The following is a 17884-nucleotide window of genomic DNA, read 5'->3' on the forward strand; positions in this document are numbered from 1 at the left end:
TTATTCTTTGGTGTTCCTACTATGTTGGGTTCACCTCAGGAGTTGTTGTTGATGTTGCAAATTTATTTTAAAAAAATTGAAGTTCAAAGTATAATTTTACCAACTTAATAACAAAAAAACCTATCATCTGTTAATGATAGGTTTTGAACTTATTTCAACTAAAAATTATTCTACAATAATACGTAACATTTTATGTGTATCTACATTCGAAATCGTTACGTAATAAATTCCTTTTTGAAGATTGTCGATTTGTAATTGATTTTGTTTTTCAACCGATTTTTGATAAATTTTTTGGCCTAAAGTGGAATAAATTTCAACTAAAAACACCGCATTATTGGTATTAAAATCGATGGTAAAAGTACCTTTATTAGGGTTTGGATAGGCTTTAATATCGATTACATCTTCCTTTTCAGCTATTTCTTCTGACATTCTATTTCCCAAACCACCACAAGTATTGGTAGTATAAACATCCCAATCTGAACTACTGTAAGAGGTTTTAGGAGCTGTCGCTGTCGCTTTTCTTCTTAATGTTACATCTGCTGCGAAATTGGCTGAACCACCATTAAAATTACCAATAATATCAATTAGCACTCCATTTTTAAATAAACCTACCGCATCGTTTCCATTAAAAGTTAGTACAGTTGAACTAGTAGATAAATTGGCATTTGAAGTACTGTAACAAGTAGATGAAATAGAACTGTTTACAATAACAAATTTTCCATTATTAGCCAAAGTTCCAGATAGCGTTAAAGCAGAACTCCATGAACCAGCACCATTCGTTTGTTTTTTTAACGAATAGCTTGATAAACTTTTTGATGTTCCCGTTTCATTTTTGATTTCTAAGGCTTTATTATTTGAGGAGCCTTCGATATATTCAGATAAATACAAATCACTTCTAGTAGTAGTGCTTCCTCCACCAGTTGAACCACCACCAGTTGAACCTCCTGATGTACCACCCCAAATTGCATTTACATAGTTAGGATTATCAATAAAAGGATTTCTATTACCTTGTCTTGCATAAATAGCATTGTTTCTTTCTATTTCTCTTGCGCTAACTGGGTCTTGTGCATGCCATGCTAACAGCATATTTAGAAAAGCTGTTGTAAAAACTTGATTACTTGTTCTATTGAACATAGCATAATTATAATTGGATACCGTATTTTCATAACGAGTGGCAAAATAAAAATACATTCTAGCAATATCACCTTTGAAAGCATCAACTGGTTCAAAAACAGTACCAGTGTAGCCTGATACAGCACTTGTGCCTAATTTACTGCCGTTTCTAGTTGTTCTTGAAGCCGTAGCCACTTTTCCGTGTGGATAATTTGAACGAATTCCATTTACATATCCATCTGTAGGAGTAATAAAATGAGCGTCTGAAACCATAGGAGAAGATGAATTAAAAACCGATTGTGGAATCATATGCTCTCTATTGTAGCAACTACCTTCACCTGAGTAAGTGCCACATTGATTGGTTCCATAACTATAGTTGTATGGGTCTTTACCGTTTTGAATTTCAGAGTATAAGTCAAAAATAGTATTGTCATTCTCATTTTGATGGTCTCTATCAGAAGTACTGTAAGTTGTCCAAAGACCACTGTAACCTCTATCGGTGTGATTTTTAATGATATTGTATAATTGCGTTTTTAAAGTGTAACCCGAACCAGTTGCTGAAGAATAATAGCCACTTGGTGCTTGGGCATAAGAAAGGAATGCAATAAAAATTGCAAAAAATAATACGTTAAATTTTTTCATTGTTTGTTGTGTGTTAGTTATTTAGCAAATCTAAATACAAAAAACAAATCTAAAATTAACGTATTATTAATTTATTAACAGACTTATTAATAATTTCTTAATATTGAAAAATAGTTTAATTTCTATTTTCTTTTTAAAATCGCTTCCATACTTTTGAATTCTTTTCCATCATAGTCAGTATCAAACATTTCCATTTTTTGGGTGTTTTTATCTATATAGGTAAAGATTTCTTTTATTTTTTTCTCTTTTCGAGTTAATGGATCAACCGTTTTACCTTCTAAATTGATGGATTTAGTATCACTATTAAAGTGGCCTTTCATTACTAGAATACCTGTTCCCATATTATCTATCCAAGTAGAAATGTATTCTTGACTTGTATTGTCATAAGCCAAAGTGCTTTTACCTTCAAAAGGAACACCCATCATAATTCCTTTATGTGTAGATTCTTGATATCTACCCCCTAAAATCATTTTATTTTCAACTCTGAAAGTAGCTTTTACAGGTTCGCTTTTACGGGTAGCCCAAATGGTTAATTCTTCTTCCCAAACACCATTGTCATTAGCCATGATTTCATGAGTTTTAGTAGGAGTCATGTGTTTTTCCCATGCTTTACTTACAGTTGCAGAATCAGGTGGCAATTCATTTTGTACAATAACTTCGGGTATTTCTAAATTGTATTCCCCATCTGCTTTAGGTGTAATATCTTTGCAAGAATACAGGCATGAAAAGATAAGTAATAGTGGTAAAATTGCTCTCATAATGATAGTTATTTAGGGTTCTTTAACCAAATATACTAAAAAAAAGATTACAATTAACATATGTTTAACAATTTATTTAAAAAATCGATAAATTGATTAATTATTAAGAAAAATTTTATTAATTATTGAATTGATAAGCACCTATATCAGGATTAGAATTAGGTGGTGTAGGTCTAATTTGTCCTAAAATATCATTAAAATTTGGACTAAGATTTTGCCCTTTATTTATGGCTGCCGAATTTTCATCAATCATTAGATTATTTTCGTTTGGTTCTATAAACTTGGGATTATTGCTAGATGAACTAGTAGCAATTAAACAGGCATCATATCTAGAACCTGAAAATTGGTATAATGGATTATTGGTAAACTGATTGTTTGTATCGTTAAATCGAATCAAACAATTATTGAATTGATAATTGAAGTTAGCATCTATTCCTTCTTTTTCAAATACTAATGCATAATTATTGGAACCATATAGAATACAATTTGTAAAAGTTGCATTGTCTAAAGCAAATTCTGGAGTACCATTATAATCATCGATATAGACTGCACTTTGGCTTGGTGAAGGCCAATAATTCCCAAAAGTACAATGTGTAAATTGATAGTTTCCGCCAAATGTACAAGCAATTCCTGCTTCTCCACAATTGTTTGTAATCATATTGTTTCCAGAAATATAACCCGTACGTGCTAAAAGACCAACATTGCTACAATTATAAATTTGAACATTGTTCAAGCTTAGGTTTTCGAATCCTTCATTACCTGTTACCAATATACCAACAGTAGCATTTTTTATGGTTGCGTAGTCTATTGAATTGTTAATACTTCCTAAAGTAAACCAAATTGTTCCCCATTGTCCAGGAATTTCTGAGAATTCGGGTTCTAAACGATCTCCTTCAAAAGTAACTTCATTTTCTAAACTTTCCGTTGTGGATAAAGTGCCATTAACTTGTAATGAGGCATCATCGGCTATTATTAATCCAGATTCAGCATGAAAATGAATACGTGCACCTGCATCAACGACAAGTGTTTTTGTATTGGGTACAACGGCATAACCATATATAACGTAAGGTTTTGTATTTGTCCAATGTAATTCATCTCCATTAATTGGATCGGTCTCAGTTAAAATACTAGCTTTAATCGTAATCGGGTTTCCTTCTTCATCCATACCTAAACTAATATTTTCATAGGTATACGTGTTATCAGGATTTTGTGTTCTTTCAGGATAGATAAAATAAGCATCTTGAATTAGCGTAACCAATTCCACTTTTTGGAAATTACTATCCGTTCCAAATTGAATTTGATCAGTATATAAAAAATCGGAAGGGTTTGCATCAGCTACATCTGAAGTAACAGCTACAAAAACATATAAACTATCATTGGCTAATAACTCTACATTTTCAAATATTTTTCCAGGCAAACCATCAACCATCAATCGATAATTGGAATTTTCGCCTTTTCCTAGTTGTATTTTTGGAATTGAAATATTTTTATTACTATTATTATATACTTTTAGTGTGTATGTACTAGAACCAATATTGGTAAAAACAGTATCTAAATACACTGTGTCTTTTGAGAATGAAAGATTTCCTACACTCGGTTCAAAATCAAAATCATTTCTACAAGAAAATAAAGTCACAAATAATACAATGAATAGATAAGAATAGTTTTTCATCGAATCGAAGATATTAGCATTTTTTTTGATTTGTAAATGTACTATTTTTAAAACAATAACGAAATTAATCTTGTTTTCTTATGCTACTCAAAAAAGGATAAATTCGTATTTTTGTAGAAATTACATATTATGTTTAATAAAGAAGAAATACTTAAAGTTTGTACAAAATTATCTCAAAACACATTAATGCAAACTTTAGAAATAGAATATATAGATGCTGGTGAAGATTTTTTAAAAGCTAAAATGCCAGTTAACCCAAGAGTACACCAACCTATGGGATTATTGCATGGTGGAGCTTCAGTTGCACTAGCAGAAAGTGTAGGTAGTGCTGCTTCTATTATGTTTATCGATCCAGAAAAATTTGAAGTGCGAGGCATTGAAATTAGTGCGAATCACTTAAAGAGTAAGAGAGAAGGTACTGTATTTGCAACTGCAAGAATAATTCACAAAGGACGAAGTATTCATTTATGGGAAATAAAGATTGTAGATGAAAAAGAGGCCTTAATTTCGTTGTGTAAACTAACCAATATGGTTTTACCAAGAAGAAAGATGTAATGCAAGAAATTATTAATAGAGTAAAAAGTAGTTATCAGGAAAAAAAACCTTTTGTGCTTTTTGCCAATCCAAATCATTCGATATTGCATGCTTATTTTCAAAAAGATGCTGTTTTGCATTCTTTTGAAAATCAAGATGGGTTTGTATTTACTGCATTTATGTCGAAGCATTCTTTCGTTATTCCTTACGAAAAAAGTGAAGCCTATACATGTGAAATTCAACCTTTGTTTTTAGATGCAGAAAATGCTGAAATGGGATCTTTTCCTCTAAGTGAAAATAGTTATTTTGAAAGATTAGTTGAGCAAGCAGTACAAAGTATCAACCAACATGAATTTTCAAAAGTGGTACTTTCTAGAAAAGTATCTTATGAAGTAGATGTTGATTTTATAAGTTCTTATTTGCATTTAGTTTCAAGCTATGTTTCGGCTTTTCGTTATCTTTTCTTTCATCCAAAAATTGGAATGTGGATGGGCGCTTCACCAGAACAATTAGTTCAGATTAACGGAAATGAATTGCAAACCGTAGCTTTGGCTGGAACCCATCTGTATCAAGAAAATTTAAATTGGGAAGAGAAAGAAAAGCAAGAACAACGATTTGTTACCGACTATATTATTACTAATTTAGAACCCTTAGTGGAAAAAATCAATGTGTCTTTACCATTCACCGTTCAAGCAGGTCGTTTGGCACATATTAAAACAACTATTGATGCCCAATTAAAGAATTCGCAAATGGCGATTGAGGCGGTGAAAGTTTTACATCCTACTCCAGCAGTTTGTGGTTTACCAAAAGAACCCGCGTTATCATTTATTTTGGCAAATGAAAAGTATGACAGAAAGTTTTATGCTGGTTTTTTAGGAGAATGGAAAAGTAAAAAAAGCAATTTATTTGTAAATTTAAGATGTGCAGAAATTGAAGAAAATGAGATTCATTTTTATGTGGGTTGTGGTATTACTAAAGATAGCATTCCAGAAAAAGAATTTGTAGAGACTGAAAATAAATTAGGTACTATTCAAAGGATAATTAAGTTAAAAGTTAAAAGTTAAAAGTGTAGTTTTTTACTTCACTATAATATAATTGAAATATAGAAATATAGAAATATAGAAATATAGAATATGAAATTAGATATATTGGCTTTTGGGGCACATCCTGATGACGTAGAATTAGGTTGTTCTGGAACTATTGCTAAAGAAATTTCACTTGGAAAAAAAGTAGGAATTATCGATTTAACCCGAGGCGAATTAGGCACTAGAGGTTCAGCAGAAATTAGAGACAGAGAAGCACAAGAAGCGGCAAAGATTTTAGGAGTTTCGGTACGAGAAAATTTAGGTTTTAGAGATGGTTTTTTTGTGAATGATGAATTTCATCAATTGGAAATCATAAAGATGATTCGTAAATACCAACCAGAAATTATTTTGTGTAATGCTATCGAAGATAGACATATTGATCATGGAAAAGGGAGTAAATTAGTAAGCGATGCTTGCTTTTTGTCGGGTTTAATTAAGATTGAAACACAACTAGAAGGAGTTATTCAAAAAGCTTGGAGACCCAAAGTGGTATATCATTATATCCAATGGAAAAATATAGAACCTGATTTTGCAGTGGATATTACAGGATTTATAGATACTAAAATGGAAAGTGTGTTAGCTTATGGCACCCAATTTTATGATCCTAATTCCAAAGAACCTGTTACGCCAATTACCTCAAAAAACTTTTTAGATTCGATAAAATATAGAGCGCAAGACCTTGGAAGACTCATAGGTGTTGAATATGCAGAAGGATTTACGGTAGAAAGATATTTGGCAGTCAATAGTTTAGGAGATTTAATATAAAAAAGTTTAAAAAATCTTTGTCAGATTTATGGAAACTACTATATTTGCACTCGCAAATGAGGCTAGGCTTATTCTCAAATTCAAAATAAGAATAGTTTAGGTTTCAAAAGTGTAACAAACGGTGATTGTAGCTCAGTTGGTTAGAGCGTCGGATTGTGGTTCCGAAGGTCGCGGGTTCGAGACCCGTCTTTCACCCTAAATTGCAAAAGTGTTGAAGTATTTCAACACTTTTTTTAGTTTATAACAATTTGAATTACCATTACTATTCCAATAAGCAAGATTAAAACTAAAGATGTTTGTTTGAATCGTTCTTGCGGGATAAATTGTAAAATGTATTTTCCAATATAAGTACCAATCAATCCAATTACAAGTAAAAAAGGAACATATATTAAATCGTGTTGGTGAATAAACCCGTTTTTGAAATAAACAATAGTTCGGGTAAAATCAATAGCAAAATCAATAGCTGCTGAAGTGGCAATGAAAACGGTTTTTTCTAAATTAAAAGCGGCCATTGTAATCCCTCTAATAGCTCCACCAGTTCCTAATAAGCCAGCTGTAAAACCAGATAAAGCACCTCCAGTAATCGATTGTTTTGGTTCCGGTTTAATGACTAATTCTTTTTTTATTAGAAACAGTAAACTAAAAATTATTAAAAAAATAGCTAAAATGATTTTTAAGATATAGGAATCTAGATAGCTGGATAAGATACCTCCTACAATTACAAAAAGAACAGATGGTAACCCAATGTATAACAATAATTTTTTGTCCAAACCTTTTCGGAAAAGTGCCATTTTACTGATATTACTTGATAAGTGAAAAATAGCAGTTAAACCTAATACAGTTTGAAAATCGAAGAAAAAACTGGATAGCGGTACAAAAAACACGGAAGAACCAAAACCACCTATGGTTCCAATAATCTCTGCTAGTAGTGCAAAAAACAAAAAGAGATAACTGATTCGATCAAACATTGCTTCTTTTTTTCAAATATAAATAAAAAAAAACTCCTAACTAGTAGGAGTTTTTTAAGGTGTCTTTATTAAATGCACCATTATAATTTATGCATGTTTTGTGAAAGGGTCTCAATAAATTTACTAATAGGACCTTTTACCATCATAGCCATCATTGGATTAAAATCTCCTTCAAAAAATAACTGTACTTCTGTTTTATTTGCATCCAATGCATTCAAATTTCCTGTTAATGTAAAAGGTAATTTGCTTGATGCCGCTCCTAAAATAATTTTAGAATGAGGTATAGCTTCTTTTTTTACTAATTTAATTTCGGGCATTCCTTTCAATCCAAATTCAAAACAATTTTCATCAATTACTTCAAATTTTGCAATGTTTTCTGGCATTAACTTTTCAAAATTTTTAACGTCAGTCAAGGCATTAAAGATATATTCGGCCGATTTTTCTACTACTACTTTTGTACTCTCTAAGTTCATTATTTCCTATTTTATTTTAACTATTTGCATTCCAGCTTGCTGGATTTTTTCTCCATTCTTGTAAGGTAGCGATTTCTTCTTGATCAACATATTTTCGGTTTACGGCTTCATGAATTAAGTTTTCATAATTGCTTAATGTATATAAAGTTACATTAGCTTCTTTAAAACGCGCTACAGAAAGATCAAATCCATAGGTGAAAATAGCAGCCATTCCTTTAATATTAGCACCTTCATTACGAAGCGCTTCAACTGCTTGTAAACTACTTCCTCCCGTACTGATTAAATCTTCAACTACGACTACATTTTGTCCTTTTTCTAAGAAACCTTCCACTTGATTTTGTCTTCCGTGTTTTTTAGGCTCTGGTCGAACATAAACAAAAGGGAGGCCTAAAGCTTCTGCAACCAATATTCCTACACCAATGGCGCCTGTTGCTACCCCTGCAATAACATCGGGTTTACCAAATTTTTCTTCAATATTTTTGGCAAATTCATCTCTAATAAAATTTCTAATTGCTGGAAATGAGAGGATTATTCTGTTGTCACAATAAATAGGGGATTGCCATCCTGAAGCCCATGTAAAAGGATTTTTAGAATTTAATTTAATTGCGTTTATTTGTAAAAGCAATTCGGCAGTTTTTTCGGCTGTGTTGGTATTAAAAATCATATTGCAAATGTATAAAGTTTTTGTAAACGATAAGGCACTTTTTTTGACAAATGAAGTTCAAAAAGAGACAAATTTTAAAATTTTTTTGTTAGAAAGCATTGATATTAAAAAGCTCATCATAAAACTTTTTCAAAATAAAATTGAAAATGCCTTTTTATATCATCCCGATGAAAAGCTGATAATGAAAACTTTGAAAGCAAAAATACCTGTAGTTAAAGCAGGAGGTGGTTTGGTTTATAATGAGGAAGGGAACGTTTTGTTTATCTACAGGAACGGAAAATGGGATTTACCAAAAGGAGGAACCGAAAAAAATGAAACGATGGAAGAAACCGCCATGAGAGAGGTAGAAGAAGAAACAGGGGTTTCAGGTTTATCAATTTCTAAGAAACTTCAAAAAACGTATCATGTATTTAAAAGGAATGGTCGATATAAACTCAAACAAACCTATTGGTACGAAATGAAATCTACTTTTAAAGGGATGCCTCAAGGTCAAGAAGACGAAGGAATTGAAAAAGTAGTTTGGGTTTCCCCAAATGAAATTCCGAAGCTATTAGAAAATTCCTATGAAAACATCAAATTGCTGTTTGAAAAATAAGCTATTTAAACTTTTTATATCCTCATATTCATATTTTGTAAACTTTCATTAAAATAGTGTAAGACGTTTCTGTGTTGTTTTTTAGAAATTTGTATAAACATTAAAAAACAATTGACATGGAAACGAAAAAAAACATCGAAATTTTAAACGAATTAATTTCATTTTTAGAAGACGGTAGAGTAGGTTATACCAATGCTGCTGAAAACTGTGAAGACAGTAAATTGAAAACAGAATTTTTAGGAATTGCCAGAGACCGTTCTTTAATGGTGGTGCAATTACAAGATGAAGTAAACCGATTAGGTAAATCTACAGATGCTACTGATGGTCCGTTAGGCGCTATTCACAGAGCATGGATTGATTTTAAATCGATGGTAACAGGTCATGATAATGAAGCCATTATTGAGGCGTGTTTAACTGGAGAAAATGCAGCTCAAGAAAAATTTAAAGATGCATTAAAAGAAAAAAGTTTAACTCCAGAATTATTTGCGATTATTTCTGCTCAATTATTATCGATTGAAAAAGCAATGGCTAAGATTAAAGCGTATAAAAACATTTCTATATAAATTACAAACACAACTATCCATTAAAAAAGGCTTGCATTTGCAAGCCTTTTTTTATTTTTTAAAATACAATTTACTTAATTCTATAGATTGGATATTGCAAATGTGCTTTTTCATAATATTCGGAATTTCTGTAAATCCAGTCTAATTGTGCTTCTCCACTTGCAGCAAAATCCTTATCCATCATTTTTTTAGCATCAAATTCGGCTTTTAACTTGGTACTTTTATCCAATAATTCTTTGGCTAAATCTTCAAATACATAAGCAGAAAAATATTCTTTTTGTTGTAAAATGGCATCAAAGAAATTCCAATTGAAATAACTGTCAACTGCTTCGGGTTCTAATGTTTCTAATAGGTATTTAACTCCTTTTTGTTGGGTCTTAATTAAAAAATCACCTTTTTTAAATAACCTCTTTTCAGAACTTTTAGTTGCCACAGTATTATAATGACCATAATGTCCTTCATAAGGTCTTTTGGCTGTTTCATAAGATGCAATTGTATAACTTTCGACCAAAATAGTAGTATCATTTTCAATGGAACGCATTTCAATTTCGTTTAATTTCAATAACTCTAAAATGGGCCATTGCGATTTTGGAACTACATAATAGGAAGGAATGGTAGTTTCCTTAGTCGCTTTATAATCGTTATAAAAGTTAATTTTTTTAGTAAACGGTTGTTTTCTATCATAATACAACCTGTTTTTACCAGTTACTTCACTGGTTTTATAATTGCCTTGATAACCTTTAAACTCCATTTTGGTAACCTTAGAAGAATCCAATTCCCATTGTAAAGGATATTTCATGCCTACCGTATAATTTTTAAGATTTTCAGTTTTTAATTTCTTAATCTTTAAAAAGTTTTTGTCTACATAATTGATAGTACTTACCATGTACTCATAAGTGACTGCAACACGATCTTTGTAAGGTTTTAACATATGGGTTTCTGGAACAGAGCCTAGCGCATTGAACAGTGTGGTATAGCCTGTAGCATATCTTGGTGAATCCATAAATTGAGAAAAACCGCCATCTGGTGTGTCGCCATGAATATTTACATAGGGAGTACTTTCTATCTTTTTCTTTTTTAAATCTTTCATGATTTCTGGATGCATTTCATTTTTGTAAAACTCTCCTAGTTTTCCCCCTAAACGTTGATGTTGTGTAGCGATACAGGTAAAAGTGTATTGGTAATCGGCACCGTTAGAAACATGATTGTCTATAAACATATCGGGGTTTACTTCGTGAAAAATTTCCTGAAAACTTCTAGAATTTCTAGAATCTGATTTGATAAAATCTCTATTCAAATCAAAATTTCTAGCATTTCCTCTAAAACCGTATGCTTCCGGACCGTTTTGATTGGCTCTTGAATGCGAGTTTCTATTTAAACTTCCGCCAATATTATAAATGGGAATGGCTACAATAATTGTGTTTTTAGGAACTTTTATTTTGGCTGTAGCCAAATCACGAAATAATAGCATGGTGGCATCAATTCCATCTGGTTCTCCTGGATGAATGCCGTTGTTAATTAAAATAACGCCTTTATTCTGACTGTAATCGAAATTTTTATTTTCTGAAAAAGTGATTATGTGCAAAGGTTCTCCAGCATCGGTTAAACCCATGGCATCCATTTGAATGGTTTGAAACTGATTGGCTAATTGTGTATAATAAGCAATACAGTCTTCATAAGTGGTAGATTGGTTTCCGTTTCCTTTTTCAAAAGGGGTTTTTAAATCTTGGGAAAAAACAAAAGTGGAAAATAGTAGGAGTAGTGTTAGTTTTTTCATGTAGGTTGTTTTAGTTTTCTCAAATGTAATAAAAAAAGAAACAGCTATTAAATACCCATCAAAATTCGTAATTCAAAATTCTAAAACTATCTTTGCCAAATGAATTACAATTCTTTATCTGATACGCTACTTTTGAATTTAGGAATTCAAGAGTTAAATTCCATGCAAGAAGTGGCTCAAATGGCTATCTTGAATGATCCTAATGTATTGTTATTATCTCCAACAGGCTCTGGTAAAACATTGGCTTTTTTACTACCAATCTATCAAATGTTAGAAGTTGATAAAAAAGGAGTACAAGCTTTAATTTTAGTCCCTTCTCGTGAATTAGGATTGCAAATCGAACAGGTTTGGAAAAAAATGAATACTGCTTTTAAAGCCAATGTTTGTTATGGCGGACATTCGTTTGAAACCGAATTGAAAAACTTGAGTACGCCACCTGCACTACTCATTGGTACACCAGGAAGAATTGCCGATCATCTTGATAGAGAAAGTTTTGATACGAAGAACATACTAACCTTTGTGTTAGATGAATTTGATAAATCGTTGCAATTAGGCTTTCATGAAGAGATGTCTTATATCATCAAACGATTGCCCAAAATTAACAAGCGTATATTAGTGTCTGCAACTGCTGCGGTAGAAATACCAAAGTTCACAGGAGTAAATTATCCAACCGTACTCGATTTTACGGAAGAAGAAAAAACAAATGAGAATTTAGCTACTCGTATCGTTGTATCGCCTTCTAAAGATAAAGTGGAAACCCTCTTCCAATTAATTTGCTCCTTACAATCGGAAGCAGCAATTATTTTTTGCAATCATAGAGAAGCAGTAGAGAGGGTGTATGATTGGTTAACCCAAAAAGGGATTATTGCGACTTTCTATCATGGTGGTTTAAATCAAGACGAACGTGAAAGGGCTTTAATTCAGTTTCGAAATAAAAGTGTTTCGTATTTAATAACTACCGATTTAGGAGCTCGTGGTTTGGATATTCCAGAAATGAAACACGTGATTCATTATCATTTGCCAGTAAAGGAAGAAGATTTTATCCATAGAAATGGGAGAACTGCTCGTATGTTGGCTACCGGAACGGCTTATGTTTTGGTTACTGAAGCCGAGAAAAAAGTAGACTATTTTGATTATGACGGTTTTGTTTTGGAGGTGTCCAAAGCGAAAAAGTTACCAGATGCACCTCTTTTTCAAACGTTATATATAAGTGGTGGTAAGAAGAATAAATTGAATAAAGTAGATATCGTTGGTTTTTTATCTCAAAAAGCAAATTTGGGTAAAGAAGATATTGGTTTAATTGAAGTGAAAGATTTTATCTCTTTTGCTGCCATACGTTCTAATAAGGTTCAACCAACTTTATTGAAAATAAAAGACCAAAAAATAAAAGGGAAGAAGTACAAAATTGAAGTGGCACGATCTGTTGTGAAAAGAGAGTAGGAAAGAGGAAGTGTATTATTCTACTTTTGCATACGTCAGTTCGAGTGTTTTTATGAAATGTAATGGAGTAAACTTCTCGATACGCTTCGCACTCGAAGTGACGTGTATCGAGAACTCTTAAACCAAAATAATAATTTATCAAAATAACCCTATTTAAATTGAAACTTGAAACCTGTCCTTTATGTCATGCAACGGCTACGGTTTTTTGTACCAAACCCAAGCATCTGTTTTATAAATGCAGTCAGTGTGACGGTATTTTCAGACCCAAACATACTTATTTTGATAGAGAAACAGAAAAACAACATTACGAACAACACGAAAATGATGTGAATGATTTGGGATACCAAAATTTTGTAAGGCCGATAGTTGAAGCAATTATAACGGATTTTACAACAGCACATAAAGGTTTGGATTTTGGTTCGGGAACAGGACCCGTTATTGCAAAACTGCTCACTGAAAAAGGCTATTCGGTAGTAAATTATGATCTTTTTTTTGAAAATATTCCAGAAAGACTCACACAACAATATGATTTTATTTCCTGTTGTGAAGTGATGGAGCATTTTCATCACCCTTTGCTAGAATTTGAATTGCTTCATTCCTTGTTATTGCCTCATGGTAAATTGTATTGTAAAACCGAAGTTTATCGCAATCAAACCCCTTTTGAAGATTGGTATTACAAAAATGATTTAACACATGTGTTCCTCTACCAAGAAGCTACGTTACATTGGTTACAAAAGAAAGTACCATTCAAAAAAGTGGAAATAAGAGACAAGATTATAGTTTTTGAAAAATAAATTAGATTTTTAGCATTCGATTTATTAATAAACCCAAATAGGTAGTAATAATTAAAATGACACTAATTGAAACTTCCCATGGATTCATTTGAAAATCTCCTATCAATGAAAATAGAAAAGGATATTGGAGTAATAGTACAGCTGTAATTAAAAATCCGTAAAACAACAAACTTAATCCATTTTGTTTTTTTGAATTCGAATGATAACCAAAGCATAATTCCTTGGAATAAATTAATAAGAGGATACAAGTAATTACATTTGAAAAAATGACTTCTCCAGTAATCTTGAAAAAAGAAATGAAACCCGCTATAAAAGTAAAACTCAAAAGTGTATAAAGCGTAACTATTAATGAAAAAAGCCAAATCAAAATAAATAAGAATGAGATTTGCTTTTTTATATTTACCATAATAGCGTTGTTTCAATCATTTTAAAATTATTTTCGAATGATTACTTTATCATTTAGAATTCCCGAATCAGTTTGGATTTTTAGAAAATATACACCGTCATTTAATTCGCTCAAATCGATATGATTTTTTGATACCCTATTTATTTCTTTTACTAAACTCCCTACACAATCAAAAACTGTAATTTGATTGATAATTGCGTCCTTAATAGTATACTCTAATTTTCCATTTGTAGGATTTGGAAAAAGTAAAAATTGGATTTTATTACTTTCAAAAGGAGCTGCAGACAAATACGTTTCAGATGTGGTTTGATTATCAGTATTAGCATAATAATCACAAGTAACTTGAGAACTTGAAAGAATGATGCGAACGTTGATGGTGTAATTTCCTTCTGTGGTAATTGGAATAAAAAAATCATTATCAAAATAGAGTATGGGTAATGTATCATCAAACCAATAACAAACATCTAAATCGATTATATTTCCATTAATAGTATAACTGTTGCTTAAATAACCAGAACCAGTTCCAGAAACTGTTTTAACATTTACATTAATTCCTCCAGTCATATTCCTAGTAGTTAAATCAGTAATTAAAATGTTTTGACTAAAGGAAGTAAGAGTTGCAATAAAAAAAGATAAAAGGAGTATGTTTTTTCTCATAATGTACCTATTAAAAAAAGAAAATCAAATGTAACCAAAATGAAGTACAAATGCTTGATAAAGTCTATTTTCTTTATTTCTGTTGATTCCTTTACTAATTTAGTATGTAATGAAAAAAAGGTACAACTAATTTATTTTCCAGGAACCACTTTATACGTTGGGTCTTCCAAAATATTAACATCAATTATCGCGGCTGCATTTTTAAGTAATTCCACGCAGTCGTTACTTAAATGTTTTAAATGAACGGTTTTGCCAACAGCTGCATATCGCTCTGTTATTTTATTTACCGCATCAATTGCACTCATATCGGTAATTCTACTTTCAGCAAAATCGATAATCACTTCTGTTGGGTCATTTTGAACATCAAATTTTTCAGCAAAAGCGGTAGTAGAACCAAAAAATAAAGGTCCGTACAACTCATAATGTTTCACACCCGCTTCATCTACATATTTACGAGCGCGAATGCGTTTGGCACTTTCCCAAGCAAATACTAAAGCAGAAATAATCACCCCGATTAAAACCGCTAAAGCTAAGTTATGTAAGAATATGGTAATTAAGGTTACAACCAACATGACAAAAATATCGGGTTTTGGCATTTTGGTAAAGGCTTTAAAACTGGCCCATTCAAATGTTCCAATGGCAACCATAATCATTACTCCGGTTAAAGCAGCCATAGGTAATAATTCGATTACAGGAGCACCCACTAAAATGATTGCTAAAATAGTTAATGCGGCAATAATTCCAGATAATCTTGCTCTTGAACCCGAAGATAAGTTGACCAATGTTTGTGCAATCATAGGACAACCGCCCATGCCAAAGAAAAAACCATTGGCAATATTCGCAGTACCTTGTGCCAAACATTCTCTATTACTGTTTCCTTTAGTACCAGTAATTTCATCTACCAAATTTAACGTTAGAAGGCCTTCTGTTAAACCTACTGCAGCCATAATTAAACCATAAGGAAGAATAATTTGTAAGGTTTCAAATGTGAAAGGGATTTGAGGTATATGAAAAGGTGGTAAACTACCACTTACAGAAGCAATGTCCACCACTTGTTTGGTATCGATATTAAAGAGTAATACAACTCCAAAAACAATTAGAATAGCAACTAAAGAAGCCGGAATAGCTTTTGTGATTTTTGGAAAAAGTAAGATAATGGCAATCGTTAAAGCTACTAATCCAGCCATTATGAATAAAGGAGTACCTCTCAACCATTCCGATTGTCCGTTTACCAAAGTTTTAAACTGCTCTAACTGTGAAAGAAAGATGATAACAGCTAACCCATTTACAAAACCATACATTACAGGTTGCGGTACTAAACGGATGAATTTTCCTAATTTTAGTATCCCAACGATGATTTGTATAACACCAGCAATAGCAACCGCACCAAAAACATATTCTAAACCGTGGGTTTTCATTAAAGCAATCAATACAATTACGGTTGCACCAGCACCACCCGAAATTAAACCTGGTCTACCTCCAAAAATGGCAGTTATGATTCCCATAATAAAAGCACCATATAAACCTACAAGAGGAGGAAAGCCTGCTAGTATTGCAAAAGATAACGATTCGGGAATCATGGTCATGGCTACCGTTAAACCCGCTAAAACTTCCGTTTTATAGTCTACTTTTTGTTTGAAATCGAATAAATTGAGTACTTTTTGCATGCTAATTTTGGCTTTTAGAATAAAAATGCAAAAGTAGTACTTCAAAAGAAAGAAACCTAACCCTTTTTTTGAGTTTACACCAAATTCAATTTAGATTAAGCCAAATGGAATTACTATTAAACCAAATTGAATTATGATTAAGTAAAACGTAATTATTATTAAGCCTAATTCGATTCGTATTAAACAGAATTAAATTACGCTTAAACCAAACTTGATTTATAGTAAACCAAATTAAGTTATATTTAAACCAAATTAAGTTATATTTAAACCAAACTTAAATCGTAGTAAGCCTAATTTAGTTATGCTTAAACATAACTTAATTCGTAGTAAGCCTAATTAAGTTATGTTTAAACCAAACTTGATTTATAGTAAAACTAATTTAATTATTTATTAGCCATTACCGCTTCTGGAACCAATCGGGTGATATCCCCACCATTTCGTAACACATCACGAACAATACTCGATGAAATATAGGAAGTACGTGCAGCTGTTAATAAGAATACGGTTTCAATTCTGGACAAACTTCTATTAGTATGCGCGATTGCTTTTTCAAATTCGAAATCGGCTGGATTGCGAAGTCCTCTCAAAATGAAATCGGCATTTTCTTTTTTACATAAATCGATAGTCAATCCTTGATAAGTAATTACTTTTACTTTAGGTTCGTCTTTGAAGGTTTCTTCAATAAATTTTTTACGTTCTTCTAAAGTGAACATGTATTTTTTTTCAGCATTTACACCAATAGCTACAATAACTTCATCAAACAAGGAAACGCCTCTTTTAATGATGTCATAATGACCATTTGTAATAGGATCAAACGATCCTGGGAAAATAGCTCTTTTCATTATTTTATTTTTAATGCTTCTGTAATATTGATAATATCTTTACTAGAATAATCTCCAATAATATATTTATAGGCTCCATCGCTATTGATAATTAGTAAACCAATACAATTGCCTTTTTTATCAAAAAAGTTTTTTAGAAAATAATGACCAACATCATCATAATGTGTCGTAAAATCTAGAATAGGTTTTGCCGCTAATTTATCTTCGTAAACGTAAATATTTCTGATGTTTGTGAGATCAATTTTACCATATACTTTTTCGGTTAACCAAGTAAAGGTTTTATCCAATTCTTCATAATTTTCGTATGGACAATAGTCTTGCGGATAACGATAATTAATAATTAGAAAAGCTTCTTCTTTCCAATTGTATTCATAACGAATAGAATTCATTTGGTCTTTTGGAATGATGGCGTCTTGAGCAAAACCGAGGTGCACAAAAAACATCAGAAATACTACTATTTTTTTCATGA

The 17884-nt window shown here is 31.7% G+C and carries 19 protein-coding genes and 1 tRNA gene; 8 read left to right on the forward strand and 12 right to left on the reverse strand.

Annotation, left to right across the window (positions count from 1 at the left end; genetic code table 11):
- Positions 1-165: 165 nt before the first annotated feature.
- The 3 genes from NHF47_RS09720 to NHF47_RS09730 form a co-directional block, all read right to left on the reverse strand.
- Positions 166-1755: an endonuclease gene (locus tag NHF47_RS09720; RefSeq protein WP_252764731.1), complete on the reverse strand. Its 1590-nt coding sequence runs from the start codon at positions 1753-1755 to the stop codon at positions 166-168.
- A gap of 122 nt (positions 1756-1877) precedes the next feature.
- The gene (locus tag NHF47_RS09725) at positions 1878-2513 is read right to left on the reverse strand and encodes a DUF1579 domain-containing protein (RefSeq protein ID WP_252764732.1); all 636 of its coding nucleotides are present in this window, start codon (positions 2511-2513) and stop codon (positions 1878-1880) included.
- A 118-nt stretch (positions 2514-2631) separates the two neighbouring features.
- Positions 2632-4185 carry a hypothetical protein gene (locus tag NHF47_RS09730; protein ID WP_252764733.1) on the reverse strand — a complete coding sequence of 518 codons (1554 nt, stop codon included), beginning with the start codon at positions 4183-4185 and terminating at the stop codon, positions 2632-2634.
- 129 nt (positions 4186-4314) lie between these two features.
- On the opposite strand from NHF47_RS09730, the gene NHF47_RS09735 reads away from it, so the two are divergent.
- The 4 genes from NHF47_RS09735 to NHF47_RS09750 all read left to right on the forward strand — a co-directional run bounded on the left by NHF47_RS09735 (position 4315) and on the right by NHF47_RS09750 (position 6765).
- Positions 4315-4740 (forward strand): hotdog fold thioesterase, encoded by a 426-nt coding sequence (locus NHF47_RS09735; protein WP_254005716.1) that lies wholly within the window; start codon positions 4315-4317, stop codon positions 4738-4740.
- Positions 4740-5783, forward strand: a complete 1044-nt coding sequence (locus NHF47_RS09740; protein WP_252764734.1) for an isochorismate synthase — start codon at positions 4740-4742, stop codon at positions 5781-5783. Before NHF47_RS09735 ends, NHF47_RS09740 begins: the two co-directional genes overlap by 1 nt.
- Positions 5784-5852: 69 nt before the next feature.
- On the forward strand, positions 5853-6569 hold the full coding sequence (gene bshB1 / locus NHF47_RS09745) for a bacillithiol biosynthesis deacetylase BshB1 (protein ID WP_252764735.1): 717 nt from the start codon (positions 5853-5855) through the stop codon (positions 6567-6569).
- 120 nt (positions 6570-6689) lie between these two features.
- A tRNA-His gene (locus NHF47_RS09750) sits at positions 6690-6765 on the forward strand.
- 37 nt (positions 6766-6802) lie between these two features.
- Here the strand turns inward: NHF47_RS09750 and NHF47_RS09755 are convergent.
- The 3 genes from NHF47_RS09755 to pyrE all read right to left on the reverse strand — a co-directional run bounded on the left by NHF47_RS09755 (position 6803) and on the right by pyrE (position 8674).
- On the reverse strand, positions 6803-7537 hold the full coding sequence (locus tag NHF47_RS09755) for a sulfite exporter TauE/SafE family protein (protein ID WP_252764736.1): 735 nt from the start codon (positions 7535-7537) through the stop codon (positions 6803-6805).
- An 80-nt stretch (positions 7538-7617) separates the two neighbouring features.
- Positions 7618-8010, reverse strand: a complete 393-nt coding sequence (locus NHF47_RS09760) for an SRPBCC family protein (protein ID WP_252764737.1) — start codon at positions 8008-8010, stop codon at positions 7618-7620.
- Positions 8011-8026: 16 nt separating this feature from the next.
- Positions 8027-8674 (reverse strand): orotate phosphoribosyltransferase, encoded by a 648-nt coding sequence (pyrE, locus tag NHF47_RS09765; RefSeq protein WP_252764738.1) that lies wholly within the window; start codon positions 8672-8674, stop codon positions 8027-8029.
- Between the two features lie 7 nt (positions 8675-8681).
- On the opposite strand from pyrE, the gene NHF47_RS09770 reads away from it, so the two are divergent.
- Together NHF47_RS09770 and NHF47_RS09775 are read left to right on the forward strand one after the other, a co-directional pair.
- Complete coding sequence (locus tag NHF47_RS09770) at positions 8682-9269, forward strand: NUDIX hydrolase (protein ID WP_252764739.1); 588 nt, start codon at positions 8682-8684, stop codon at positions 9267-9269.
- Positions 9270-9385: 116 nt separating this feature from the next.
- The gene (locus NHF47_RS09775; RefSeq protein WP_252764740.1) at positions 9386-9832 is read left to right on the forward strand and encodes a PA2169 family four-helix-bundle protein; all 447 of its coding nucleotides are present in this window, start codon (positions 9386-9388) and stop codon (positions 9830-9832) included.
- Positions 9833-9902: 70 nt separating this feature from the next.
- Here the strand turns inward: NHF47_RS09775 and NHF47_RS09780 are convergent, their stop codons facing one another.
- Positions 9903-11609, reverse strand: a complete 1707-nt coding sequence (locus NHF47_RS09780) for a M14 family zinc carboxypeptidase (protein ID WP_252764741.1) — start codon at positions 11607-11609, stop codon at positions 9903-9905.
- Between the two features lie 99 nt (positions 11610-11708).
- On the opposite strand from NHF47_RS09780, the gene NHF47_RS09785 reads away from it, so the two are divergent.
- A complete protein-coding gene (locus NHF47_RS09785) occupies positions 11709-13049 on the forward strand; it encodes a DEAD/DEAH box helicase (RefSeq protein ID WP_252764742.1) in 1341 nt (446 codons plus the stop codon).
- A gap of 158 nt (positions 13050-13207) precedes the next feature.
- Complete coding sequence (locus NHF47_RS09790) at positions 13208-13843, forward strand: class I SAM-dependent methyltransferase (protein WP_252764743.1); 636 nt, start codon at positions 13208-13210, stop codon at positions 13841-13843.
- A gap of 1 nt (position 13844) precedes the next feature.
- Here NHF47_RS09790 and NHF47_RS09795 read toward each other — a convergent pair whose 3' ends face one another.
- The 5 genes from NHF47_RS09795 to NHF47_RS09815 form a co-directional block, all read right to left on the reverse strand.
- Entirely contained in the window at positions 13845-14249 is a 405-nt protein-coding gene (locus NHF47_RS09795; protein ID WP_252764744.1) for a hypothetical protein, read from the reverse strand.
- Between the two features lie 27 nt (positions 14250-14276).
- A complete protein-coding gene (locus NHF47_RS09800; protein WP_252764745.1) occupies positions 14277-14906 on the reverse strand; it encodes a T9SS type A sorting domain-containing protein in 630 nt (209 codons plus the stop codon).
- 131 nt (positions 14907-15037) lie between these two features.
- Positions 15038-16573, reverse strand: a complete 1536-nt coding sequence (locus NHF47_RS09805) for a SulP family inorganic anion transporter (protein ID WP_252764746.1) — start codon at positions 16571-16573, stop codon at positions 15038-15040.
- 383 nt (positions 16574-16956) lie between these two features.
- A complete protein-coding gene (gene coaD / locus NHF47_RS09810; protein ID WP_252764747.1) occupies positions 16957-17415 on the reverse strand; it encodes a pantetheine-phosphate adenylyltransferase in 459 nt (152 codons plus the stop codon).
- Positions 17415-17882, reverse strand: a complete 468-nt coding sequence (locus NHF47_RS09815) for a hypothetical protein (RefSeq protein ID WP_252764748.1) — start codon at positions 17880-17882, stop codon at positions 17415-17417. Before NHF47_RS09815 ends, coaD begins: the two co-directional genes overlap by 1 nt.
- Between the last annotated feature and the right edge of the window lie 2 nt (positions 17883-17884).

This window comes from Flavobacterium sp. NRK F7 (genome assembly GCF_024054195.1).
Lineage (GTDB): Bacteria > Bacteroidota > Bacteroidia > Flavobacteriales > Flavobacteriaceae > Flavobacterium.

Coding starts and splice junctions, on each gene's coding strand:
- NHF47_RS09775 (WP_252764740.1), top strand. CDS start 9,386: ATGGAAACGAAAAAAAACATCGAAATTTTAAACGAATTAATTTCATTT.
- NHF47_RS09720 (WP_252764731.1), bottom strand. CDS start 1,755: ATGAAAAAATTTAACGTATTATTTTTTGCAATTTTTATTGCATTCCTT.
- NHF47_RS09800 (WP_252764745.1), bottom strand. CDS start 14,906: ATGAGAAAAAACATACTCCTTTTATCTTTTTTTATTGCAACTCTTACT.
- NHF47_RS09815 (WP_252764748.1), bottom strand. CDS start 17,882: ATGAAAAAAATAGTAGTATTTCTGATGTTTTTTGTGCACCTCGGTTTT.
- NHF47_RS09785 (WP_252764742.1), top strand. CDS start 11,709: ATGAATTACAATTCTTTATCTGATACGCTACTTTTGAATTTAGGAATT.
- NHF47_RS09805 (WP_252764746.1), bottom strand. CDS start 16,573: ATGCAAAAAGTACTCAATTTATTCGATTTCAAACAAAAAGTAGACTAT.
- NHF47_RS09795 (WP_252764744.1), bottom strand. CDS start 14,249: ATGGTAAATATAAAAAAGCAAATCTCATTCTTATTTATTTTGATTTGG.
- NHF47_RS09725 (WP_252764732.1), bottom strand. CDS start 2,513: ATGAGAGCAATTTTACCACTATTACTTATCTTTTCATGCCTGTATTCT.
- NHF47_RS09780 (WP_252764741.1), bottom strand. CDS start 11,609: ATGAAAAAACTAACACTACTCCTACTATTTTCCACTTTTGTTTTTTCC.
- NHF47_RS09770 (WP_252764739.1), top strand. CDS start 8,682: ATGTATAAAGTTTTTGTAAACGATAAGGCACTTTTTTTGACAAATGAA.
- NHF47_RS09760 (WP_252764737.1), bottom strand. CDS start 8,010: ATGAACTTAGAGAGTACAAAAGTAGTAGTAGAAAAATCGGCCGAATAT.
- NHF47_RS09755 (WP_252764736.1), bottom strand. CDS start 7,537: ATGTTTGATCGAATCAGTTATCTCTTTTTGTTTTTTGCACTACTAGCA.
- NHF47_RS09735 (WP_254005716.1), top strand. CDS start 4,315: ATGTTTAATAAAGAAGAAATACTTAAAGTTTGTACAAAATTATCTCAA.
- pyrE (WP_252764738.1), bottom strand. CDS start 8,674: ATGATTTTTAATACCAACACAGCCGAAAAAACTGCCGAATTGCTTTTA.
- NHF47_RS09740 (WP_252764734.1), top strand. CDS start 4,740: ATGCAAGAAATTATTAATAGAGTAAAAAGTAGTTATCAGGAAAAAAAA.
- coaD (WP_252764747.1), bottom strand. CDS start 17,415: ATGAAAAGAGCTATTTTCCCAGGATCGTTTGATCCTATTACAAATGGT.
- bshB1 (WP_252764735.1), top strand. CDS start 5,853: ATGAAATTAGATATATTGGCTTTTGGGGCACATCCTGATGACGTAGAA.
- NHF47_RS09730 (WP_252764733.1), bottom strand. CDS start 4,185: ATGAAAAACTATTCTTATCTATTCATTGTATTATTTGTGACTTTATTT.